This window comes from Bacteroides sp. M10, from assembly GCF_014334015.1.
GTDB classification, from domain to species: Bacteria; Bacteroidota; Bacteroidia; order Bacteroidales; family Bacteroidaceae; genus Bacteroides; species Bacteroides intestinigallinarum.
In genome coordinates, this window is sequence record NZ_CP060488.1 from 2,774,001 (window position 1) to 2,800,604 (window position 26,604).

General features: G+C 43.7%; 15 protein-coding genes and 2 tRNA genes. All 17 read left to right on the forward strand.

The window, feature by feature from the left end:
- Positions 1-210 precede the first annotated feature (210 nt).
- The 17 genes from H8796_RS09790 (at position 211) to rpsI (ending at position 26,531) form a co-directional block, all read left to right on the forward strand.
- Positions 211-285 (forward strand) — tRNA-Val (locus H8796_RS09790).
- A gap of 34 nt (positions 286-319) precedes the next feature.
- Positions 320-394: transfer RNA gene (locus tag H8796_RS09795), tRNA-Val, on the forward strand.
- Between the two features lie 143 nt (positions 395-537).
- Positions 538-1,884 (forward strand): adenylosuccinate lyase, encoded by a 1,347-nt coding sequence (gene purB, locus H8796_RS09800; protein WP_004324678.1) that lies wholly within the window; start codon positions 538-540, stop codon positions 1,882-1,884.
- A gap of 73 nt (positions 1,885-1,957) precedes the next feature.
- Positions 1,958-3,445 (forward strand): pseudouridine synthase, encoded by a 1,488-nt coding sequence (locus H8796_RS09805; RefSeq protein ID WP_117934610.1) that lies wholly within the window; start codon positions 1,958-1,960, stop codon positions 3,443-3,445.
- Positions 3,446-3,549: 104 nt separating this feature from the next.
- Complete coding sequence (asnS, locus tag H8796_RS09810; protein ID WP_117934607.1) at positions 3,550-4,953, forward strand: asparagine--tRNA ligase; 1,404 nt, start codon at positions 3,550-3,552, stop codon at positions 4,951-4,953.
- Between the two features lie 139 nt (positions 4,954-5,092).
- Entirely contained in the window at positions 5,093-5,584 is a 492-nt protein-coding gene (locus tag H8796_RS09815) for a DUF4488 domain-containing protein (protein WP_004324683.1), read from the forward strand.
- Between the two features lie 256 nt (positions 5,585-5,840).
- On the forward strand, positions 5,841-7,049 hold the full coding sequence (locus H8796_RS09820; protein WP_117934604.1) for a glycoside hydrolase family 88 protein: 1,209 nt from the start codon (positions 5,841-5,843) through the stop codon (positions 7,047-7,049).
- 139 nt (positions 7,050-7,188) lie between these two features.
- A complete protein-coding gene (locus tag H8796_RS09825) occupies positions 7,189-11,286 on the forward strand; it encodes a hybrid sensor histidine kinase/response regulator transcription factor (protein WP_117934601.1) in 4,098 nt (1,365 codons plus the stop codon).
- Positions 11,287-11,815: 529 nt separating this feature from the next.
- Complete coding sequence (locus H8796_RS09830; RefSeq protein ID WP_117934598.1) at positions 11,816-14,419, forward strand: DUF4962 domain-containing protein; 2,604 nt, start codon at positions 11,816-11,818, stop codon at positions 14,417-14,419.
- Positions 14,420-14,444: 25 nt separating this feature from the next.
- The gene (locus tag H8796_RS09835) at positions 14,445-15,182 is read left to right on the forward strand and encodes a DUF3575 domain-containing protein (RefSeq protein WP_117934596.1); all 738 of its coding nucleotides are present in this window, start codon (positions 14,445-14,447) and stop codon (positions 15,180-15,182) included.
- Between the two features lie 37 nt (positions 15,183-15,219).
- Complete coding sequence (locus tag H8796_RS09840; RefSeq protein ID WP_117610967.1) at positions 15,220-16,230, forward strand: DUF6562 domain-containing protein; 1,011 nt, start codon at positions 15,220-15,222, stop codon at positions 16,228-16,230.
- A gap of 48 nt (positions 16,231-16,278) precedes the next feature.
- A complete protein-coding gene (locus tag H8796_RS09845; RefSeq protein WP_117934594.1) occupies positions 16,279-17,829 on the forward strand; it encodes a hypothetical protein in 1,551 nt (516 codons plus the stop codon).
- A 125-nt stretch (positions 17,830-17,954) separates the two neighbouring features.
- Positions 17,955-20,501, forward strand: a complete 2,547-nt coding sequence (locus H8796_RS09850) for a DUF4962 domain-containing protein (RefSeq protein WP_117934591.1) — start codon at positions 17,955-17,957, stop codon at positions 20,499-20,501.
- Between the two features lie 40 nt (positions 20,502-20,541).
- The gene (locus H8796_RS09855; RefSeq protein ID WP_070782604.1) at positions 20,542-23,757 is read left to right on the forward strand and encodes a TonB-dependent receptor; all 3,216 of its coding nucleotides are present in this window, start codon (positions 20,542-20,544) and stop codon (positions 23,755-23,757) included.
- A 21-nt stretch (positions 23,758-23,778) separates the two neighbouring features.
- On the forward strand, positions 23,779-25,473 hold the full coding sequence (locus H8796_RS09860) for a RagB/SusD family nutrient uptake outer membrane protein (RefSeq protein WP_117610964.1): 1,695 nt from the start codon (positions 23,779-23,781) through the stop codon (positions 25,471-25,473).
- A gap of 203 nt (positions 25,474-25,676) precedes the next feature.
- Complete coding sequence (gene rplM, locus H8796_RS09865; RefSeq protein ID WP_004297202.1) at positions 25,677-26,138, forward strand: 50S ribosomal protein L13; 462 nt, start codon at positions 25,677-25,679, stop codon at positions 26,136-26,138.
- Between the two features lie 6 nt (positions 26,139-26,144).
- A complete protein-coding gene (gene rpsI / locus H8796_RS09870; protein WP_004297203.1) occupies positions 26,145-26,531 on the forward strand; it encodes a 30S ribosomal protein S9 in 387 nt (128 codons plus the stop codon).
- Positions 26,532-26,604: the final 73 nt, after the last annotated feature.

The window sequence follows — 26,604 nt, forward strand, 5'->3', positions numbered from 1 at the left end:
AAAAGAGTCGCGATTGTCTTTATCTTGTTTCATCTATTAGACGGACTGGACGAAGTGAAAGTTGCGAGAAAAAAAACTTTTTTGTATTATTTGTTGATAATCAGAGCTTTTCTTTATTGTGCAAAAACTTTCTTGAAAAATAATACATGAAATGTTTGCAGAATTCAAAAAATGCCGTACCTTTGCATCGCTTTTGAAACGGAAGTGTACGGGCGTTTAGCTCAGCTGGTTCAGAGCATCTGCCTTACAAGCAGAGGGTCGGCGGTTCGAATCCGTCAACGCCCACACAAGAAAACGAAACACTTCCGGCTCATTATAAGGGCGTTTAGCTCAGCTGGTTCAGAGCATCTGCCTTACAAGCAGAGGGTCGGCGGTTCGAATCCGTCAACGCCCACACAAAAAAAAGAAGTCTTGCGAAGCAATTCGTGAGACTTTTTTTATTTCTTACCGCTTTTATACAAACTTTCTCTATCCTTTTGCTCTATAACTCAGGAAAAAGAGTTAATTTTGCAGTCTGATAATTATCTAAGAAAACGTATGGAACTTGATGTATTAACGGCCATATCTCCGATTGATGGTCGATATAGAGGCAAAACTAAAGCTTTGGCAGCTTATTTCTCTGAATTTGCACTGATTAAATACCGTGTACAGGTAGAGGTGGAATACTTTATCACCTTGTGCGAACTCCCTTTGCCGCAATTAAAAGGAATCGATAGCAATGTGTACGAAACTTTACGGAATATCTACCGTAACTTCTCTGAAGCAGACGCACAGCGCATTAAAGATATCGAAAGTGTAACTAACCACGACGTGAAGGCCGTAGAATACTTCCTGAAAGAAGAATTTGACAAGATGGGCGGAATGGATGACTACAAAGAGTTTATCCACTTCGGACTGACTTCTCAGGATATTAACAATACGTCTGTTCCTCTTTCTATCAAAGAAGCATTGGAACAGGTCTACTATCCGTTGATTGAAGAACTGATTGCACAGTTGAAAACTTATGCAACAGAATGGGCTAACATTCCGATGCTTGCCAAAACTCACGGCCAACCGGCTTCTCCTACTCGTTTAGGCAAGGAAGTGATGGTATTTGTTTACCGTCTCGAACGTCAGCTGGCTATGCTGAAGGCATGTCCGATTACCGCTAAGTTTGGTGGTGCTACCGGAAATTACAATGCGCATCATATAGCTTATCCTCAATATGACTGGAAACAATTCGGTAATCGGTTTGTTGCAGAGAAACTGGGATTGGAGCGTGAAGAATATACTACACAGATTTCGAACTATGATAACCTTTCTGCTGTTTTTGATAGTATGAAGCGTATCAATACGATTATGGTCGATATGAATCGTGACTTCTGGCAGTACATCTCTATGGAGTACTTCAAACAGAAGATTAAAGCCGGAGAAGTGGGATCGAGTGCCATGCCGCATAAAGTGAATCCGATTGACTTTGAAAATGCGGAAGGTAACCTGGGTATAGCAACGTCTATCCTGGAACATTTGGCTGTGAAACTTCCTGTTTCCCGTTTGCAGCGTGACTTGACAGACTCGACAGTGCTGCGTAATGTAGGCGTGCCTTTCGGTCATATCGTGATTGCCATTCAGAGTTCTTTGAAGGGATTGCGTAAACTGTTGCTGAACGAACCGGCTATCTATCGTGACTTGGATAACTGCTGGAGCGTAGTGGCAGAAGCTATTCAAACGATTTTGCGCCGTGAGGCTTACCCGCATCCGTATGAAGCTTTGAAAGCTTTAACTCGGACCAATCAGGCTATTACAGAAAGTTCTATTAAGGAGTTTATCGAAGAATTGAATGTAAGCGAAGATATTAAAAAAGAGTTAAGAGCAATCACTCCCCATACTTATACGGGGCTTTAATTGTTTACTTATATAATAAACGTGTTTTTAAATAGGCCGTGAGGCCAAAGTCTAATTTTATTCGAATAAAAAAATGAGCACAGAAAACGAAGAATGGCGCGAAAATTCTTTCAATGAAGAGAATACAGGTGCCGGCCGTGATGGTAACAGGTCTTACAACAGAGAAGGTGGAGAACGTCCGTATCGTCCTTCTTATAACCGTGAAGGCGGGGATCGCCCGTATCGCCCGCGATTTAATGCCAACAATGAAGGAGGCGAACGCCCGCAGCGTTCGTATGGTGACCGCTCTTATGGCGATCGTCCTCAACGTCCTTCTTACAATCGTGAAGGTGGCGATCGTCCGTATCGTCCTCGCTTCAATAACAATAATGAAGGAGGCGAACGCCCGCAACGTTCTTACAACCGCGAAGGTGGTTCTTATGATCGTCCTCAACGTCCTTCCTACAACCGTGAAGGTGGTTCTTATGACCGTCCCCAACGTCCCCGTTTCAATAGCGGCGAAGGTGGTGATCGTCCTCAACGTCCTTCTTACAACCGTGAAGGCGGCGACCGTCCTTACCGTCCCCGCTTTAATAACGGCGAAGGTGGCGACCGTCCTCAACGTCCTTCTTACAACCGTGAAGGTGGTGACCGTCCGTATCGTCCCCGTTTTAATAATGGCGAAGGTGGTGGAGGCTATCGCAGCAACAACGGTGGCGGTGGTGGAGGCTATCGTCCGAGATACAACAATGACCGTTCACAAGGAGGCTATCGTCCTCGTCCGCGTACCGGCGATTATGATCCGAATGCTAAGTATAGCGTAAAGAAGCAGATCGAGTACAAGGAACAGTTTATTGATCCGAATGAACCGATCCGTCTGAATAAGTTCTTGGCTAATGCCGGTGTTTGTTCACGTCGCGAGGCTGATGAATTTATCACAGCAGGTGTGGTTTCTGTAAACGGTGAAGTAGTAACGGAATTGGGTACAAAGATCAAGCGTTCGGATGTGGTTAAGTTCCATGACGAACCGGTAAGCATCGAACGTAAGGTATATGTATTGTTGAATAAGCCGAAAGATACGGTTACTACATCGGATGATCCACAGGAACGCCGTACAGTAATGGATTTAGTGAAAGGCGCTTGCAACGAACGTATCTATCCCGTAGGACGTCTTGACCGTAACACGACTGGTGTACTCTTGCTGACGAATGACGGTGATCTGGCTTCCAAGCTGACACACCCGAAATTCCTGAAGAAGAAAATTTATCATGTTCATCTGGACAAGAACCTGACCAAAGCAGATATGGACCAGATTGCAGCTGGTATTCAGTTGGAAGACGGTGAAATCCATGCAGATGCGATCAGTTATACAGATGATTTCAAGAAAGACCAGGTAGGTATCGAAATTCACTCCGGAAAGAACCGTATCGTTCGCCGTATTTTCGAATCACTGGGTTATAAAGTAGTAAAACTCGACCGTGTGTTCTTCGCCGGACTGACCAAAAAAGGTCTGCGTCGCGGAGACTGGCGTTACCTGTCGGAAGCAGAAGTAAACTACCTCCGCATGGGATCGTTTGAATAATAAGTCAATAAATAACAACTTGACAGAGGACGAGGAAAGAGAGCGGGAAAAATGAATCCTGCAATTGAAACCTCGTCTTCTTGTATCTAAAAAGAAAAAGTTAAATGGAAAAGATTGGTAGAACAAAAATTGTTGATCTGTTGAAGCGCACAGATATTGGCGCGATGGTCAATGTGAAAGGATGGGTTCGCACCCGCAGAGGTAGCAAACAAGTAAACTTTATCGCACTGAATGACGGTTCTACAATAAATAATTTGCAGGTCGTAGTAGATTTGGCTAATTTCGATGAAGAGATGCTGAAACTGATTACTACCGGCGCTTGTATCAGCGTGAACGGAGAAATGGTAGAGTCAGTAGGTTCCGGTCAGAAAGTGGAAGTACAGGCTCGCGAAATCGAAGTGCTGGGTACTTGCGATAATACATATCCATTGCAGAAGAAAGGGCACTCCATGGAGTTTCTGCGCGAGATAGCTCACTTGCGTCCGCGTACGAATACGTTTGGTGCTGTGTTCCGCATCCGTCACAACATGGCGATTGCTATTCACAAGTTCTTCCATGAAAAGGGCTTCTTCTATTTCCATACGCCGATCATTACGGCTTCCGATTGTGAAGGTGCCGGACAGATGTTTCAGGTGACTACCATGAACCTGTATGACTTGAAGAAAGACGAGAGAGGTTCTATCTCTTATGAAGATGATTTCTTCGGTAAGCAGGCGAGTTTGACCGTTTCCGGTCAGCTGGAAGGTGAGTTGGCTGCTACTGCTTTGGGATCTATTTACACATTCGGTCCTACGTTCCGTGCCGAAAACTCCAATACTCCCCGCCACTTGGCAGAGTTCTGGATGGTTGAGCCGGAAGTTGCTTTCAACGATATTACAGACAACATGGACTTGGCAGAAGAGTTCATCAAATATTGTGTGAAATGGGCGTTGGATAACTGTGCGGATGATGTGAAGTTCCTGAACGATATGTTCGACAAAGGTTTGATTGAACGTCTGCAAGGTGTATTGAAAGATGATTTCGTACGTCTGCCTTATACAGATGGTATCAAGATTCTGGAAGAAGCTGTTGCGAAAGGTCATAAGTTCGAATTCCCGGTTTACTGGGGTGTGGACTTGGCTTCTGAACACGAACGCTTCCTGGTAGAAGAACACTTCAAACGTCCGGTGATTTTGACTGACTATCCGAAGGAAATCAAGGCCTTCTATATGAAGCAGAACGAAGACGGTAAGACTGTACGTGCCATGGATGTTCTTTTCCCGAAGATTGGTGAAATTATCGGTGGTTCCGAACGTGAAGCGGACTATGACAAGCTGATGACCCGTATTGAAGAAATGCACATCCCAATGAAAGATATGTGGTGGTATCTGGATACCCGTAAGTTCGGTACTTGTCCTCACTCCGGTTTCGGATTAGGATTCGAACGTCTGTTATTGTTTGTAACAGGTATGGCGAATATCCGTGACGTGATACCGTTCCCGCGTACGCCAAGAAATGCTGATTTCTAATATTTCGGTATATTTATGTAAAACTCGCATAATCTTTAGGTTATGCGAGTTTTTTTATGCTCTGAATCGCTGTATTTTCAAAATAAATCTTTATATTTGGAAATACGCATTCAAGAGTGTTAACTAAAATAATACAACAATGAAAAAGCTCTATTTTTTTACCATGCTTTCAATAATGTTGTTAGCGGTAACAGGTGCGATGGCCCAAAAGAAAACTAAATTCAAGGCGGCCGATTTAAAAGGTATTTGGCAGCTCTGCCATTATGTGTCGGAATCTCCCGATGTTCCGGGAGCATTGAAACCCAGTAATACATTTAAAGTGTTGAGTGATGACGGACGGATCGTGAACTTTACCATTATCCCCGGCTCGGATGCCATTATTACAGGATATGGAATGTGGAAACAACTGACGGATGATTCTTATAAAGAAAGTATCGAGAAGAACATTCATCTTCCGATGCTGGATAATCAGGATAATATTTTGGAATTCGAGATCAAAGATAACGATTATCTCCATCTGAAATACTTTATCAAGAACGATTTGAATGGAAATGAGTTGAATGCCTGGTATTATGAAACCTGGAAAAGAGTAGAAATGCCGGCTAAATTTCCGGAGGATATTGTGAGATAAAGGGAAGATACCTTTATTGTGAGACACGGATTTTGCAAAATACTGCATGGTTGCCTGGCTATGCCTGACAACGACTTATTTTGTGAAATCCGTGCCTGTTTTTATGAAAAAGATAAAAACAAAGATCTTTTGGACAAAATCAAAGTCCGTAGAAATAGAAACGAAAATGAAAAAATAGATTTGCAAAGGTTGTGTCTGCGACTTACTCTAACTTTGTTGCCAGTAATAGAATACAGTAACAAAATAAAGTAGAACAATGAAAAACAAACTTTTACTGGCGGTAGGGAGTATTGCTCTCCTGACTGCTTGTGATGCTTCAAAAGAAAATGAAATGGAATGGTTCGACCATGCAGTGAAAACATCCGGACATCAGTTGCTCTATATGTCAGAACAATTGAAGAATGAACCGGACACCGCCTGTTTTCCCCGTTCTATCAAAGAAGGAAAGTATAGACTGGAGCACCCAACCGACTGGACGAGTGGTTTTTATCCCGGCTCCATGTGGCTGGCATACGAGTTGACAGGTGATGAAGTTCTGGCAAAAGAAGCACGCAAATATACGGACCGTCTGCAGGATATGCAATATTATACGGGTAATCACGATTTGGGCTTTATGATGTTTTGCAGTTATGGGCAGGGCATCCGTTTAAAACCCGAGCCAACGGACCGTTTGATTCTGATTAACTCGTCAGAAAGCTTGTGTTCCCGTTTTCGTCCGGAAGTCGGACTGATCCGTTCGTGGGATTTCGGTGAGTGGAGCTATCCGGTGATTATTGATAATATGATGAATCTTGAAATGCTGTTCTGGGCTTCGGAGCAAACCAATAATCCGAAATATCGCGAAATAGCCATCTCTCATGCCGACAAAACGTTGAAGAACCACTTCCGGAAAGATATGACTTCCTATCATGTGGTGAGCTACCTGGCAGATAGCGGTGAGGTGGAGTCAAAAGGAACCTTTCAGGGATATGCCGATTCTTCCGCCTGGGCGCGTGGACAGGCTTGGGGAGTATATGGATATACTATGTGTTATCGCTTCACCAAGCAGCAGAACTATTTGGATGCCGCTCATAAAATAGCGCGGTTTATTATCGATCATCGTCCGGCTGAAAATGACTATATACCTTATTGGGATTATGATGCTCCCAAGATACCGAATGAACCACGCGATGCTTCTGCGGCTGCCATAACAGCTTCTGCATTGCTGGAGTTGAGTGGTTATGGCGACAAGAAACAAGGGGAAGAATATTTTCGTTATGCGGAGCATATCCTGAAGCAGTTATCCTCTGATGATTATTTGGCCAAGGAAGGAGAAAATCATGGTTTCATCCTGTTACATTCGGTTGGTAGTTTCCCGCACGACAGTGAAATTGATACTCCGCTCAATTATGCTGATTATTATTATCTGGAAGCCTTGAAGCGCTATAAAGATCTGAAAGAAAAATCAGAAAATCAGTCTTACTAACTTGGAGGAAGACCGTTGAAGATAATCGTATTCGTTTTGAAGCCAATACCGGTCCTTTATATGAGTTAAAAAAAAGGATTCATTTATCAGATTGAATTGAAAATACTTATCTTTACGATAAATTCTTCAATATTAGCTCATGAAAGACCGACATTTGCTATTTAAGTACATATTCGGATTAACCGTTTACATCTTATTTTTTCCTTTGGCTGTATCGGCTACCGACAGCTTCATCCATTTTAAACGATTATCCGTGGATGACGGACTATCGCAAAATACTGTGCTAGCTCTGACACAAGATCATAATAATAAGATTTGGGTAGGTACCATAGACGGACTGAACTGGTATGAAGGTTCTCGCTTCGTTTCGTATTATAAAGCGCCGGATGATACGACCAGTCTGGCGAACAATCATGTCTATTCACTTCATACCGATTCGAAGGGTACGGTATGGGTAGGTACGCAGGTCGGTTTATCCCGTTATAATATTGTAGGAAATAATTTCACCAATTATTCGTCACCGGACAATCAGCCGATGCAAGTATTGGCTATCGGAGAACCGGAGGAAGGTGACCGGCTTTTGCTTGCTACCAATATCGGTCTGATGGTTTTTGATAAAAAAACTGGGCGGATGAAAGTGCAGCCAGAACTTGCCGGGAAAGTGATCTATTCTGTTTGCCGGATGAATGACGGCTTCCTATTGGGTACTTCGGAAGGTGTCTATTTCTATTATGTACGTAACGGAAACGTGATCCGGCTTCTTCTTCAATTGAAAGGAGAAACGATCTCTGATATGCTTTATGACGATAAAACCGGGAATTGTTGGCTGGCTTCATTGACAAACGGGGTGTATTGTGTGGATAATAACTTTCAAATAAAACATCATTATAACAAGCAAAATACTCCTGTTTATTTCCTTACAAACTCGGTCAGAACACTGTCCAGAGATGATAAAGGAAGGGTTTGGATAGGAACCATGGAAGGTTTGCTTATCCTTGAACCGGAGACGGAAACTTTCCGGATCTGTCGTTTTTCTCCTGAAGATCCGACTACATTGGGGCATAATTCCATCCGCTCTATTTTGAAAGACAATCAAGGGGGGATGTGGATCGGCACATTTTACGGTGGGCTTAATTATTATCATCCCCTCGCTCCGGCATTCGGACGTTTGCAACATTCCGCCTGGAGGAATTCGTTAAGTGATAACACGGTGAGTTGTATTGCCGAAGACCCGGATAATGGAAATCTCTGGATCGGCACGAACGACGGCGGATTAAATTATTATAATCGGAAAACCGGAGTCTTTTCATATTACCGGACGGGTACTTCCGCCAACTCTTTAAAGTCTGACAATATAAAATGTATATGGACGGACAAGGATGGAAGTGTCTATATCGGTACTCACAGAGGGGGAATGAGCCGCCTGCATCATAAGAGTGGCAGGATAGAAACATATTCCTTTCCCCATTCTACTACCCTGACTAACAGTTGTTACTCCTTATTAGACGGAACAGATGGAACGCTTTGGGTAGGCGGTATGAGCGGACTTTACCTTTTCGACAAACAGACCGGAGAACTTTCGCAGCATCCATTAGCTAAAAAGCATAAAAAGTTGGAGAATGTATTGATATATACGTTGTTCCGCGATTCGAAAGGAAGAATATGGATTGGTACGGAAGAGAGTCTGTTTTTGTATGCCGGCGGGAAACTGGAAGAATTGCATCTTTCTTCTTCGGCTTATCTGCATGGGTTGATACAAGCTTTCTGTGTACAGGAAGATAGCCGTCATGAAATCTGGATCGGCTCTTCCACAGGACTATATTGTTATAAGGAAGGAGCACCGACAGCTTGGAAACACTATACGATGATAGACGGTTTGCCGAACGACTTTATTTATAGCATACTGGAAGATGAACGGGGACGTTTATGGTTGACAACTAACAAGGGGCTGGCTTGTTTCAACACGGAAGAGGGTACTTTCCTCAACTATACGAAGCAGGACGGATTGCCTCACGATCAGTTTAATTATTTCGGAGCTTGCAAAGCTCACGATGGTACATTCTTTCTGGGGTCTCTTGGTGGCGTTGCTTATTTCAAACCTTATGAATTGGGTGATAATCCATATTCTCCGGATGCGGTGGTAACAGGAGCTGTTGTCTTAAATCAGGTGATTACGGATATGAAAAGTGAACGGGTACACTATTTTCAGGACGAGCAAGGGCGGATGCTGGGTATGTCGTTTCCTTCCGATCAGAAACTTTTTAATATCCGGTTTGCCGTTATCAACTATTTGGCTGGCAAGCGGAATCAGTTTGTTTACAAATTGGAAGGCTTTGAAACCGAGTGGAACTACTCCCGTCATGTTTCCTTTGCACGGGCGAGTTATTCTAATCTTCCGCCCGGTGAGTATGTGTTCAAGGTGAAGGCATGTAACAACAATGGAAAGTGGAGTGAAGCAACCACTGAATTTTTTGTGCACATCACTCCGATGTGGTATCAAACCTGGTGGGCAAAGACGCTTTTCATCTTCTTTTTTGTAGGGCTCCTCGTTTTTGTGATCTATTTTTTTATTGCCCGTGCCAAAATGAAGATGCAAGTCCGGATTGAACAGATAGAACGAAACAAGATAGAAGAAATCAGTCAGGAGAAAGTACGTTTTTACATGAATATGTCTCATGAGTTGCGTACTCCGCTGAGTTTGATATTGGCTCCGTTGGAGGAACTTTTGGAACAGAGTAATCTGAAAGGTACTCCAGTACAGCAGAAACTGGATTACGTCTATAAGAACGGGCGGAAGTTATTGCACATTGTCAACCAGTTGCTGGATTTCCGTAAAGCCGAAGCAGGTGCAATGCCTCTTCATGTTGCGCAGGTGAATGTAGAAGAACTGTTGCAAGATGCTTTTGCTCTGTTTAAAGAAAATGCGCAAAAGCGTACTATCAGCTTTCATATAAAATCCGATTTAGAAGGACGGTTGTTTCCGGCAGATAAGACGTATGTGGAGACAATCTTGATGAACCTGCTGTCTAACGCCTTTAAGTTTACACCGGACGGTGGAAGCATCTCGCTTTCCTTATGGACAGAGGGAGATACCTATGGTTTCACGGTAAGAGATAGCGGAATCGGTATGTCTCCAGAGCAGCTAACCCGTATTTTCGAACGTTTCTATCAGGTAGACGGTCAGCGAAAGGGAACGGGTATCGGACTGTCATTGGTGAAGATGCTTGTAGAGAAACATCACGGCACTATTACCGTAGCAAGCGAGCCTGCTCAATATACAGAATTTAAAGTCACTCTACCTGCTGACATAACTGCCTTCACGGAGAAAGAACGTGAATTACCGGTGCATGAAGTCGAAACATCTGCTTCTTTCCGGGAGCTTCCGGTGGCTGATGAGTATTTCTCTGGTGATGCGTCAGTTATAGTTTCAGAAGAACTATCGGATGACGATCAGATAGAAGCTGGTAGTGAGGAAGGACGTCCTACTATCCTGTTGGTAGATGACAATAAAGAAATGGTAGATTACCTAAAAGATAATTTCCGGCAGAACTATGTGACGCTTACCGCCGGAAACGGGGAAGAAGCATTGGCTATCATGAAAGAACACCGTGTAGACATTGTTCTTTCCGACGTGATGATGCCGGGAATTGACGGCATCAAACTTTGTCAGTTTATTAAGCGAAATCTGCAAACCTGCCATATTCCCGTCCTTCTGTTGTCTGCCAAAGGAAGTGTCGATGCACAGACGGAAGGTATTCAGGCTGGAGCGGATGATTACATTGCCAAACCGTTCTCTATTCACTTATTGAAAGGAAAAATTGCTAATCAACTGAAAGCACGTCAGCGGTTGAAACACTATTATTCGAATACGATTGATATAGATACTGCTAAAATGACTTCGAATAATCTGGACGAGGAATTCATGAGCAAAGCTATTCAGGTGGTAGAAGAAAATATCAGTAATGAAGACTTCACCTCTGATGAGTTGGCGAGCCAGCTTTGTATGAGCCGTTCGTCACTTTATCTCAAGATGAATTCCATATCCGGTGAACCGCCGGCAAACTTTATCCGGCGTATTCGTTTTAATAAAGCATGTAAATTGTTGCTTGAAGGGCGCCACTCTATTTCAGAGATTAGTGGAATGGTCGGTTTCGGATCTTCTTCTTACTTTTCTACTAGTTTCAAGAGGTATGTAGGTTGTTTGCCATCGGATTATGTAAAACTGCATACTAAGTAACTGCCTTGCAGTTATGCATTTGTTCACCACTGAGGACGCGGAGGACACAGAGGTGAATCTTGTTCATGCCGGTACGGAAATGAATGAGATGACATGTATTCTAGGAATATTTGTACAGTATAAACAAGTTATATGACACCCGGGTCTCATTAGTGCTGACACCCGGGTGTCAGGTATATCAACACCCGGGTGTCAGTGCCATTGAGACCCGGGTGTCATACAACCTATTCATGTAGTCTGCAAATTATTTGAGTGCATGCTGTTTAGCTCGTAACCGTTCGAAAAGGAATTAAACAAAAACTAATAATCTTCATCTTTCTATCGGTTTCAGTCATTCCGTTTGGGGGCTATTTTACCCTTTTACCCTCTTTGTATCCTCCTGTAACGCTTGTTTTGGACGAATTTTAAGTTGAAATGAACGAAAACAAAGCCCCGTTAGACAGTATCAGAGAAGGAAGAAATGAATTGAAAGTCCTGTTTCGGACGGTTTACCTACATTTGCCTACAGAAAAAACAATTATTTGATATCATGAGAAAAATAGTATTGATTTCATTTGTAATCTTATCTGCGGCTGTACAAATGACACATGCGCAAAAGCAGGCAGTCATCAAACTGACGGAGACGACATTGATGCACGAAATGCGTGCCACTCCTTATCCCCTTGATAAAGCGGTGGTAAATGATCGCGCGGTTTCTTTTCAGTGGCCGCTTCGTTCGGATATGAATTCCCAAGATAGTCCGCTGGATGGATTCGAACACAAAGTAAAGAAGATAGATAAAACAAAGATTACCTATCGGTTACGTTATTCACAGGATGCCGGATTGAAGTCGGGAGTTGTTCAGGTGGAAACTCGCTGGCCGTTCTATAATCCGGAACAACCGCTTGCGCCGGGTGTATGGTACTGGCAGTTCGGTTATGTAGAAAACGGACAAGTGACATGGGGAAGCACACAGCAAGTCACCGTGGAAGATCGTCCGGGTAAATTCTGTCCGCCTTCATTGAAAACAGTGTTGGCGAAACTACCTGCTGACCATCCGCGCGTGTGGATCATGAAGAACGAATGGAAGGACTTTATAAATCACAGCAAACAAAAGGCAGAAAGACAATGGTATCTTGAACGTGCAGATCAAGTACTTCAGACTCCAATGAAATCAGTGAAAGATATTAATGTCTCGCAGGTGAAGAATCTGAAGAACGAGATGCAGATAAATTCATACCTCACTCGTGAGAGCCGTCGCATCATCGATGCGGAAGAGGGCAATACTGAAGCACTTATACGGGCCTGGTTACTGACGCAGGATACTAAATATGCTGACGAAGCTATCAAACGGGTATTTATCATGGCCGACTGGGATGAAGATAAGAATGTGAAAGGCGATTTTAATGCTTCCAGCTTATTGTCTCTCTGCTCTATGGCTTATGATTCTTTTTACGACCGGTTAAATACATCACAAAAGAAAGCATTACTGGAAGCCATCAAAAATAAAGGTGGTGAAATGTATGAGAACTTTAATAATCGGATGGAGAACCATATTGCCGACAATCATGTGTGGCAGATGACACTTCGTATTCTTACAATGGCAGCATTCAGTGTGTATGGCGATTTGCCGGAAGCCAATACATGGGTAGACTATTGTTATAACGTCTGGTTGGCACGTTTTCCCGGATTGAACAAAGACGGTGGCTGGCATAATGGCGATTCTTACTTTACGGTCAACACCCGTACATTAGTCGAAGTGCCTTACTATTATAGCAAACTGACTGGCTATGACTTTTTTTCCGATCCTTGGTATCAGGGAAATATCATGTATACCATCTTCCAGCAACCTCCTTTTTCCAAATCCGGAGGAAACGGAAGTTCACATCAGAATGTAGCACGGCCTAATAGTATTCGTATAAGATATTTAGATGCACTGGCACGTCTTACCGGAAATACTTATGCCGCTGACTTTGTACGCCGTACATTGAAAGTGGAACCGGAATATATGAAGAAAGCCTTATTGAGTAAGCCCGGTGATCTTGCTTGGTTCCGTCTGCAATGTGATAAACCTCTGCCGGAGGGCGAAGGGCTGACAGCACTCCCCGCAGGATATGTGTTTCCCGCAACAGGGCTTGCCTCTTTCCAGACTAATTGGGATAGAGTGGGTGGAAATGCCATGTGGAGTTTCCGTTCTAGTCCTTATGGTTCTACCTCTCATGCACTTGCTAATCAAAATGCATTCAATACTTTCTACGGTGGGCAGCCATTGTTTTATAGTAGCGGTCATCATATTGAATTTACTGATGTACATAGTATGCTGTGCCACCGTGCCACACGGGCTCACAATACTATTTTGGTGAACGGTATGGGACAGCGTATCGGGACGGAAGGATACGGGTGGATTCCCCGTTATTACGCTAGCGAGAAAATAGGTTATGTGTTGGGCGATGCTTCCAATGCTTATGGAAAAGTAATTTCACCGCTTTGGCTGACACGTGGCGAGCAGTCCGAAGTGCATTATACACCCGAAAATGGTTGGGATGAAAATCATGTGAAGACTTTCCGTCGGCATATAGTTAATTTAGGCAAAACCGGTCTGATTTTTATTTATGACGAACTGGTGGCAGACGAACCGGTGAACTGGAATTACCTGTTACATACAACAGCAAATCCTATGACAGTGAATAAATCGAATAATCGCTTTGTACATATTCAAGCCACGAATCGGGGAGGAGCATCGGACGCTTATCTTTTCTCTACCGGAACATTACAGACTGATACGACGAGCCGTTTTTTCTATCCGGCAGTCAACTGGCTACGTGCTGATGACAAAGGGGTGTTCAAGAAGTATCCTAATCACTGGCATTTCACCGCTACATCGGAAAAGGCACAAGTATATCGTTTTGCCACTATCATCAACACACATGCGCTGAAATATCCTGCCAAAGACCCCGAAATCCTGTCCGACGGACGTATCAAAGTGGGCGGATGGTTGATCAGTGTAAACCTGAAATCCGACGGTGCTCCTTCATTCTTTATCCGCAGCACCCAAGAGAAGGTGAATATCACTTATAAAGGTGAAGCTACTGTCATCAATGAGGATGGGTATGAAACGGTAATGAGGGATACAGTGCCCGAACTGGAAATCTGATAATGAACATGAAAGATATGGATATATGAGACACTCGACTTTTAATATGAGAACTATATGCTTGTTGGCTGTATTATCGGGCATAACTGTCTTGTCAGCACAGACTCCCGGTAAACCCCGTGTACAGACTTCGGCAGCTCCGGAGGAAACTACGGTTTACAAGTCCGGCGGAAAAAAGCAGGAAACAGCAGTTGCGACTTCTTCAAAAAAGGAGGAGGATAAACGCCAATCCGGCAAAGAGAATACAGGAAAGAAAGCGGCTGCCTTTGATGGTCAACGCTATCTGGCACTGAAAACGAATGTAATATATGATGCTTGTGCTTTGCTGAACCTTGCCGTGGAAATGCAGGTGCATAAAAAGATCACGGTAGAGTTGCCATTGACTTGCAGTTTGTGGGACTTGGGAGATAAGCACGGCGTGCGTACGGTAGCATTGCAACCTGAAGCCCGCTGGTGGATAGGAAATGAGACAGGACGGGGACACTTTGTCGGACTACACGCCCACGTGGCATGGTTTAACGTAAAGTGGAACGATGACCGTTATCAAGATACTGATCGTCCGCTGTTGGGAGCCGGAATAAGCTACGGTTACAAACTCCCTCTTTCCAAACACTGGGGAGCGGAATTTAATCTGGGAGTGGGATATGCCAACATGAAGTATAACACCTATTATAATGTAGACAACGGCGCACTGTTGGATACGCGTGTCCGTCATTATTGGGGGATAACCCGTGTGGGAGCATCGTTGGTCTACCGCTTCTAACCTTAGATAGGAACATACATATAAATAAGATAACAATATGAGAAGAAATTTATATATACTGGCGCAGTGCACTTTCCTGTTGTTCATCACCCTGCTGGTGAATGGATGCAGCCTGCACGAAGAACCGGAAATGACTCCCGAAGGAGAACTGGGAGTGGACCCGACAGCTGTAACACTCAACCTTAATCTGGCAATGAATCTAAGTTTGGCAGAAAGAGCACCGGTAACCATCACCCGTGCGTCGGAAACCAACTATCTGCGTCGTTTCATCGTAGAAGCCTATCTGGATAGACAGGTGGCGGCACGGCAAACGGTATATGAAGAGGATTTTAACCGTGCCAGTCTGTCTGTTAGTATGAAGCTGCACGCCCGTAATTACCGCATCCTGGTGTGGGCCGATTATGTGAATGCGGAGACACCGGAACAGGGACTTGTTTACGATGCCAAGAATCTGGCTTTTATCCTTCCTGCCGGAAAGTATATAGGGAATAGCCGCTATAAAGATGTTTTTGCTGCTTCTACTATGGCAGACCTGACTTCTTTCCGCAATCATTGGGGAGCTGAAACAAGTCTTGACGTTGAACTGTATCGCCCCGTAGCACGCTATGAGCTGGTGGCTAAAGATGTGGCTACGTTTCTCAATAAACTGTCCACAGGCGGACTGAAAGGTGAAAGTTTTACCGCTCGTGTGAAGTACAGTGATTATTTGCCTACCGGCTACAATTTGTGGGACGATGTACCCAAGAACTCGCTCATGTACATGGAATATAAAGTGGCCTTTGAACCCCCTGCCGATGGTACGAAAGAACTGATACTGGGATTCGACTATGTGTTGACCGATGCCGGAGAAACCGTTTCCATCCCTGTAGAGCTCGAAATCTTGAATGAGAAGAATGAAGTGCTGGCACGTACAGCTTTCCGTATTCCTTGTGAACGGGGCAAAAACACAACGGTACGCGGTAACTTCCTGACTTCCGATGCCAATGGAGGAATAGGGATCGACCCCGATTATGACGGTGATCTGGAGGTAGACCTTGGAGAATTATAAAATAGACAAATCAATTAAGAATTGCTTAACCATAAAACAATTAAGATCATGAAAAAGAACTTATTTTATTCGCTAATGGCTTTGTTCGTAGTGCTTTTTGCATCCTGTGGACAAGAAGAAATCGTTTCGGACAACGGAACAGAAATCAATGCTCCTGTTACCATCTCTGTACAGGCTCCTGTAAATAACGTCTTTAGCCGTGCGGTTACCATCCCTGACGGTTATACGATGCAATGTATCATGCAATTACTGAATGCTGATGGCGATAAGATAGGCGATCAGGTAACTAAACCGGTTACAGACGGTAAGGTATCTTTCACTATTTCCGTAGATGAACAAAAAGAAGTGTCGAAAGCATTGTTCTGGGCTGAATACGTACCGGAAAGTGGTGCTGCTAATAAAGTATATAACACTGCTGATTTGAGAGCTGTAGGATATAATACTGCATCATTCGATTTGACAAATGATGCGTTGATGGCAGCCAGCGACGCTTTCTGCGGAAAATTGGAAACGATTGGCAATGCCAGTGTGACATTGAAGCGCCCGTTCGCTAATGTGAGCGTAAAACCGAAGAACCCGGAAGTAGCTGCGCAAGCTGATAAGCTGGAAATAACATACAACGCTTTGAGTGGATATGATATTTTAGAGGGTAAATGTACTGCTACGGCTCCTGTGACTTATACAAATGCAAGTTTTGCTTCTGCGGATGGCAATTGGTTCGCTAATTTCTTTTTTGCTCCTTCAAATGTAGGTAAATTTACAGAAGAAATAACCATGGCATTGAGTGGCGGATATAGTAAAGAGATTAAAATACCGGCAAATACATTACCTTTGGATGCTAATATGCAGATTATGGCTAAATTTGAAATCGGAGATGGCAACTTTGACATTGAAGTAGGAGTGGATCCGGATTATGAAGCGTTGGAAATGAAGGTTGGTAGTTATATCAATGCAGAAGGTAGAGTGGTACGTGATGCAGCAGATGCTGTCGGTATTGTTTTCAAAATGGAGGCTATCGGTAGTGATGTGCCGGCTAATTATCCTGTAGCACTTCAGGGCAAGACAATAGTCGGATATGCAGTAGCGATTGAGAATGTGGCGACTGGTCGTCAGACTCTTAATACGGAATTATTGACTACTTTGGCTGAAACAGCTGCAGGTATGACAAATGGAACACAGACTACGGACGTCTTATTAACAGGTCTTGGAGATGTTGCGTTTAAAACAACTTATGAGAAATGGGTGGGAGAACATGCTCTTGCTAGTGAGAATTTGAGTGCATGGTATATTCCTACATTGTCGCAATTGAGTGCGTTTATGGGTACATTGTTTACAATGAAAGAGGTGCCTGCTACTGGTAGTGAGGACTTTAAAAATATTCCGGAGTTTGAATTTGTCAATGGCAAAATGTTTGATAGAACACCGATTAATACAGTGAATTATGCTTCCAGTACCATCAATAACCAAAATAATGTTTCTGGCGTACGTATTAATGTGACTGATGGTGCTGTAACTAATGCACAGGAGGCGGGTATCAGTGTTAAGGCAGCTCTTAATCAACAAGCTCTTTGCCGTCCAATGATTACGATTTTTAAATAGTCACTATTCGACCTTACTCAATAGAAATTCAAGGAAAGTGGGATCCCCCATCCCGCTTTACCTTCTTCTTACATTGAAACTTTTGAAAATAGCCCTCTAATCTTATACCTAGAAAAGAAAATAATATGCACACCACATTTCGCCTATCGGTTTTTCTTTTGTTCATGGTACAGTTATTCTGTAGCTGTACATCTGACTCGCTGCCCGAACCGGACAGTACGCAGCCAGAGACGCCTGCCGGAATTCCCGATGCCTATCAGGATAAGATACGGACACAACCTTATCCCAAAGCAGATAATGAATTGTATCTGAATCCTGCTCCTCTTATTGTTCCTCAAGCCATGAAGACGGGCGAAAGACTGCAATTTTCCCTTTTACGTACTGAAGATTTCAGCAGTTCCGAAACGCTACTTTCCGAACCGCAGGAATGGTGTATGTATAATCTTCATCGTCGTTTGGAGGTCGGCACATGGTATTGGCGCTTTCGTTCCACCAATCTTAATGGAACTACGCCCGGTGAATGGAGTGCTATCTATCGTTTCGAAGTAAAGAATGATACACCGGAATTTGTAACACCTCCTTTTCAGACATTCTTAGCAAATGCTCCCCGTCTGCATCCTCGTATTTACTGTTTTTTAGACGACCGTATCGGAGAGGCTCGTAACCGTGTCACTTCACACCCTGAATATACAGAATTACAAAGTCGTGCTTCTCAGGCATTGAAAGCCGAATACACCGGAATGACTGATTTATATAGTCGTGCAGAAGAGCTCCGGCAACATGCCACTTATCTTTATCAGGCTTATCATCTGACTCAAAAAGAAATTTATGCCGAAAAGTTGCGTCAGCTTCTCGAAGCGTTGATTGTCGCTCCCCCTGCTGATGGACAACTTTTTACATCCAACTTTACTGCCAGCAACATCGCATGGTGTCTTGTTGCAGCCTACGATCTGCTTTATAATAACTTGTCTGCTTCCGATCGTACTGCTGCCGAAGAACTGATGATGCGTGTGGCACGTTACTATTACAAGGTAAATTGCGGTTTTCAGGAAAACCATCTCTTTGATAATCATTTTTGGCAGCAGAATATGCGGATCCTTTTTCAAGTGGCTTTGTCGCTTTACGACAAACCGGCCTATTCTTCCGAAGTGCTGCCCATGATGGAGTATTATTATGAATTGTGGACAGCCCGAGCTCCTGCCTCCGGCTTCAATCGTGACGGTATATGGCACAATGGCACCGGCTATTTCAGTGCCAATATATTGACTTTGGCGTATATGCCGTCTCTTCTTTCATTCATCAGTCAGTACGATTATCTATCGCATCCGTGGTATCAGAATGTCGGACGCTCGCTGGTTTATACTTGTCCGCCGGGATCGAAAAGCAATGGCTTTGGTGACAATAGTGAAAAGGGTAGTGAACCCAACCGTCTGGTTGCCGCCTTTGCTGATTATCTGGCGTGTGAAACGGGTGATTCCTATGCCGGATGGTATGCCGGAGAATGTCGGGAGCTGTTGCGTCGGGATTATGAATTGCGTCTTTACCGGATGTGTACCGAGCAGGATTACAACACAGCTTTTCCTGCCGGGGCTGATAAAATGGTGTGGTATAAAGATGCCGGTGAAGTAGCCATGCACAGTGCACCGGAAGATGTAGAAAAAGATCTTGCACTCTCGTTCCGATCCAGTACATTCGGATCCGGCAGTCACACTACTGCCAGCCAGAATGCTTTTAATCTGTTGTATAAGGGTGTCGATGTGTATCGCAGTACAGGCTATTATCAGAATTTCAGCGATGCTCACAATCTGATGTCCTATCGCCATACGAGGGCGCATAATTCACTGTTGGTAAACGGCATCGGGCAACCTTATTCTACCGAAGGTTATGGCAGTGTGATGCGTGCTATGGGCGGACAGCATATCAGTTACTGTTTGGGAGATGCTTCACATGCTTACAGAAGTATCAGCAATGACCCGATGTGGGTTGACTACTTCAAGCAGGCAGGTATTGAGCAGACGCCTGAAAATGGATTCGGTGCCACTCCGTTGACTAAATACCGTCGGCACGTGTTGATGCTTCATCCTCATACAGTAATAGTGTATGATGAATTGGAGGCATCGGAGGCTGTTCGCTGGGAGTGGCTGTTGCATAGTCCTACGGAATTTAAGATTGATGCGGTAAAGAAAACGTTGTCTACAGATAATAAGACCAAAGGATGGGTGGCTGTGACACAACTTTTTGGAGGACATGTTTTTACGCTGTCCCAAACGGATCGTTTTGTAGTGCCGCCCGCCATCACCGGAGCAGAGTATCCCAACCAGTGGCACTTGACTGCACGGGTTGACGGTTGTTCTGCCACCCGTTTCCTGGCTATTATTCAGATAGGAGATGAGGCTGTTTCTATTATTAACCGTGACGGTGATACCTTTAACGTAGGCGACTGGACGATCAAAGCGGTTTTGGATGCTTCCAAGGCACCGGAACTGACAGTGAGTCATCGCACCGAACAAGCAGTATTTAGTTATGGAACAGACAATCCTGCGTTGAATGGCAATTTTTACTCTCGACAATATACGGGTTCCTCGTTGCTTTACGACGAGATAGACGGAGCTTATCAGGTGGTAGAAATGACCGACCGGAGTCCTATATCTACCCGGGTAGTAAATCAATGATAAACAATGAAACATAGTGAATATAAATAACAAACAGAATATGATGAAAAGTAGAATTATTTGCATTTTGTTGCTTCTTGTCGGTGTATCCGGCATTTATGCCCAGAGTTTGACCGTTACCGGTAAGGTGGTGGACAACGAAGGCTTGGAAGTGATTGGAGGAAATGTGACCGTGAAAGGAAAACAAAACACGGGTACCATTACCGATATCAATGGTAAATACACCATTACCGTTAGTGATCCGCAGAAAGATGTCTTGGTTTTCTCTTTTATCGGACTGGAAAATATGGAAGTACCCGTGAAAGGAAGGAAACAGATTGATGTGACCATGAAAGCTGCGTCGGTATTGTTGGATGAGGTGGTAGCTATCGGTTATGCAACAGTAAAGCGTAAAGACCTGACCGGTTCCGTGGCTTCTGTGAGAAGCGACGATTTGCTCAAAGTTCCTTCGTCTGATGTAACCCAGGCTTTAGCGGGACGTATGGCAGGGGTACAGATTATACAGACAGACGGTCAGCCCGGTGCTACCATGTCAGTGCGTGTTCGTGGCGGTATATCAATTACGCAAAGCAACGAACCGCTTTATATTATCGACGGATTTCCGACGGAAGATGGTATGTCCAGCCTTGATCCTGCCGATATTGAAAGTATTGATGTGTTGAAAGATGCTTCGGCAACAGCAATTTATGGTGCCCGTGGAGCAAATGGCGTAGTGGTAATCACTACCAAAAGCGGTGCGAAAGGAGAAGGAAAAGCAACACTTACTTTCGATTCTTATGTAGGTGTGCGTACGCTTGCCAAGCGGTTGGATGTATTAAGTGTAGAGGAATTTGTGTTGGCGGATTATGAAAGAACATTAGGCGATGCTACTGATCCCGAGGAAAGTATGCGGTCATGGCAAAATCGTTACGGTGGTTTTGTCGATCTTCATGAGAACTATGGCAATCGTAAAGGTATCGATTGGCTGGATCGTACGATGGGACGCACTACCGTTACGCAAAATTACCGGGTAGGCGTCAACGGTGGTAATGATAAGTTGAACTACAATATGTCTTATGGTTACTTCAAGGATGAAGGTGCGATGGTATATAGCGGCAGCGACAAACATAATATTGCGCTTAGCGTGAAAAGCGAAGTGAATAAGCGGCTCTCCGTTACAGGACGTATCAACTTCGATTATCTGAAAGTGTATGGAGCTGGTGTTGCCGGAAATGGAACGAATGAAGGCGGAAGCAATGTAGATGCAAAGTTTAATAAAATGGTTCAGATTTTGCAATACCGTCCTACTATTGGTATACGTGGTAGTGATTCGGATTTGTTGGCAGGAGAAGATCCTGTATTAAGCGATGCGGATGGAAACGTGATGCAGAATCCATTGATTGCCGCCGCTGAAGAAAAGGATAATAAGGAAACACGCACTTTGCAAGCCAATGGCGGACTGACTTTCAAAATCATCAAAGGATTGACCTTCCGTAACAATACAGGTATGCGTTATCAACTTTATCGCCGGGAGCTTTTTTATGGCGACCAATCTATAATGGGAAGACGCAACGGTATTTACGGCTCTATCAGAAATACAGAGACCGGAAGTTTTCAGACCTCTAACGTCCTGACTTATGACAAACGTTTTCAGAAGAAGCATAAAGTAGTAGTGCAATTGGGACAGGAATTTGTAAAACGCTGGACTCGTGTGCTCGAATCCGGTGTCAGTGGGTTGCCTACCGATGAGTTCATTTTGGGAGATATGAGTCTGGGTACTCCGTCCGTTGCTTCGTCCGATGAAAACTATGATGATAATCTGCTCTCTTTCTTTGCTCGTCTCAATTATGACTTTACGGATAAGTACTTGTTTTCCGCAACTTTCCGTGCGGATGGGTCTTCTAAATTCGGAAAGAATAATAAATGGGGATACTTTCCTGCTGTATCGGCAGCATGGCGTGTAGGTGAAGAGGATTTTATAAAGAAACTGAATGTTTTTTCCGACTTGAAATTCCGTATCGGATACGGTTTGGCGGGTAACAACAGAATCGGTAGTTATAACAGCCTTGCTTTGATGTCTTCCATCATCACAGCTATGGGAGATCAGCTTACTCCCGGTTATGCTTCCAAGCAGATACCGAATCCCGATCTGAAGTGGGAAGCGAACAAGACTTTTAATATGGGGGTCGATTTAGGATTTCTGAATCAACGCATTACCATTTCACCCGAATTCTATATAAATAGGAGTAGTAACTTGCTGCTTAACGCCCAGTTGCCTTATTCTTCCGGTTATCAGAGTATGTTGATTAATGCCGGAGAAACGAAGAATGTAGGTGTGGAACTGACTGTGAATACTGTGAATTTCTCTACAAAGAAGTTTAGTTGGAACACTACACTGACGCTGTCGCACAATAAAAATTCCGTGAAAGCATTGACCGGTGAGGCGGTACAACTCTATGAAGCCAAGTTCGGCTTTAACCAAAATACCCATCGTATTGCTGTCGGAGAACCATTAGGACAGTTCTATGGTTACATCACCGAGGGGCTGTATCAGGTAGATGATTTCAATTATGATGCTTCTACGCAGACCTATACCCTGAAAGATGGTGTACCTTATCATGGTGATAAAGGTCAGATTCGTCCGGGCATGTGGAAGTTTAAGAACTTGACCGGAGATGATAATGTGATTGATGAAAATGATAAAACGGTCATTGGTAACGCTCAACCGAAATTCTACGGAGGCTTGAACAATTCTTTTACTTACAAAGGATTTGATTTAAGTATATTCCTGACTTTCAGCTATGGTAACGAAGTGTTGAATGCGACCAAACTGGTTACCAGTAAGGTGGGTAGCCTGAACTACAACGCATTGGACGTGATGAATAGCTCTAATCGCTGGATGACCATCAATTCGGATGGACAGAAAGTGACAGATCCCGGAGAACTGGCTGCTTTGAATGTTGGTAAAACCGTAGCCGCTTATCATGATGCTCAACAAGGAGATAACTATATTCATTCATGGGCAGTGGAGGATGCTTCCTATTTGAAACTAAGTAATGTGACTTTGGGATATACATTCCCTAAAAATCTGATTGCAAGGGTGGGATTGAAAAACTTGCGTTTGTATGCCACTGGTAATAATCTGTTAACTTGGACCAAGTATTCAGGTTTCGATCCGGAAGTCTCTACGATGAAAAGCGGTTTGACACCGGGTGTTGACTTTGGAGCGTATCCGCTTAGCCGTTCTTTTATTTTTGGTCTCAACGTAGCATTTTAATTCTTTAAATACATAGTAATCATGAAAAAGATACATCTATTATATGCCGTATTCGCCTTGTTGGCAACAGGATTTTCCTCTTGCGAGGATTTGCTAACGGAAGAACCTAACTCAAAATATGACCGGGACCGCTATTTCGATTCGGAAGATAAAGCGGAAATGGCAGTGATGGGAATATATAGTTCATTGTCGGACTTTAATCATTACGGTTGGTACGAAATGGCTTCTCCCGCATCGGACGATACCTATTATACGGCTCGTACGCAGTCTGACAATCAGGTTCACGATATTGCACATTATCAGCTAAACTCCACGAACACATGGATTGAAAGTATCTGGAAACTGAAATATGAGGGAATCGACCGGGCTAACCTCACCATTGACGGAATCTGTGGCATGACAGGATACGCAGAAAATACCCGCCTGAAAGCATTGGAAGCAGAAGCTCGCTTTCTGCGTGCTTTCCTCGCATTTGATTTGGTGAGATATTGGGGAGATGTGCCTTTCAAAACATCTTATTCTTCATCCTACGAATCTGCTTTTGGTGAACGTGTGGACAGGGAAGTGATTTATGACGAGATTATATCTGACCTTACTTTCGCTAAGAACAATCTGGATTGGGCAACTGCTTCTTCCAGTCCCGAACGAGTGACGCAAGGAGCTGCCCGTGCATTGCTGATGCGTGTCTATTTGCAGCGTGCAGGATATAGCCTTCAGTCGAATGGACAGTTGAAACGTCCGGAGGACAGTAAGCGAATGGAATATTTCGATGCAGTGATAGAAGAGTGGGAGGCTTTTGAAAAGAAAGGGTACCATGATTTTTATGACGGTGGTTATGAGGCACTCTTTAAAAGCTACTCGCAGGGGGTACTGAATAATAAGGAGAGTCTTTGGGAGATTGCTTTCTATCATTCGCAAGGACGTCGTAATGGTGGAGCATGGGGGATTTATAACGGTCCGCAGGTGGCGGAACCTACCGGAGTTTCTGCATCTGAATCAAGTCAGTATATGGGACGTGCCAATGGTTTCTTTATAGTCGTTCCCGAATGGCGTAACTTCTTCGAAGCGAGCGATAAACGCCGTGATGTTGCTATTTGCACCTATCGTTATACCTGGAATGGTACTAAAAAAGAGCATGTAAAAGAAGAAAGAAGCGCAGGAAGCTGGTATGTGGGAAAATGGCGTCGGGAATGGATGCCGAAAGAGTCATGGAACAAGAATATCAATTATGCGGATGTGAACTATTGCCCTTTGCGTTATGCTGATGTGGTATTGATGGCTGCCGAAGCGTATAATGAAACAGGAACAGATAGACAAAAAGCATGGGATTTGCTGAATAGCGTACGTACACGTGCTGAAGCAACTTCTATTACAGAAGCGAATTATGATGAAATGATGAGCGTACGGAAAAAGACACATAACCTGACTTTCATCGACGACTCTACACCGGAAGGAAAGTTCCGTACAGCTCTTTACTGGGAACGTGGCTTTGAGCTGGCTTTTGAAGGACAACGCAAATATGATCTGATACGTTGGGGAGTACTGGGCAAGGCTCTGAAACTGTTTGGTGAGATCAGTTCCGTCAATCAGAAAGAGAACAAACCATATCCGGCTTACCGGAATTTTACGGAGGGTAAACATGAACTTTTCCCTATCCCTCTGAAAGAGATACAAAGTAATCCGAAACTCAATGGAATGAATAATAACGGGTATTAAGAAGACTCTCAATAGAATAGGCGACTGGAAAAATATACAAAAATAGTTTGCCAATTCAAAGAAAAGCCGTACTTTTGCAAGCCGATTATTATCACAAAATGATAAGAGATTAATTCATAGCAAGTTAGTATTCCTTTGTCCGGGGAAGACTAATGAGTGGTGAAGAAAATTTTTAGTAGTAACATTTAAAAAACAAAATTAGAGTGGATACTTTAAGTTACAAGACCATTTCTGCAAACAAAGCGACTGTAACCAAAGAATGGGTTATCGTTGACGCTACAGACCAGACTTTAGGTCGTCTGGGAGCAAAAGTTGCAAAATTGCTGAGAGGAAAGTACAAACCAAACTTTACTCCTCACGTAGACTGCGGTGATAACGTTATCATCATCAATGCAGACAAAGTAAAACTGACTGGTAACAAATGGAATGACAGAGTTTATTTGTCATATACTGGTTATCCTGGTGGTCAGAGAGAAATGACTCCTGCCCGTTTGATTACAAAACCGAACGGTGAAGAGAGATTACTGAAAAAAGTAGTGAAGGGCATGCTTCCTAAGAATATCCTGGGAGCTAAATTGCTGAATAACTTGTATGTTTACGCTGGTAGCGAACACAAACAGGCTGCTCAGAACCCGAAAATGATTGATATTAATTCATATAAATAAGATATAATGGAAGTAGTAAATGCATTAGGCAGACGTAAACGTGCTATTGCACGCATATTCGTAAGCGAAGGTACAGGAAAGATTACTATTAACAAGAGAGACCTTGCAGAGTACTTTCCATCAACTATTCTTCAGTATGTTGTAAAACAACCATTGAACAAACTGGGTGCTGCTGAGAAGTATGACATCAAGGTTAACTTGTGTGGTGGTGGTTTCACTGGTCAGTCTCAGGCATTGCGTTTGGCAATTGCTCGTGCACTGGTTAAGATGAACGCTGAAGATAAAGCCGCTCTTCGTGCAGAAGGCTTCATGACTCGTGACCCTCGTTCTGTTGAACGTAAGAAACCGGGACAGCCGAAAGCTCGTAGAAGATTCCAGTTCAGCAAGCGTTAATGTGCTGCCTGATAGAGGAATATGTTTAGTATCTAAACTACTGGGACTCTGTTCATAGACTACCCAGCGGTTG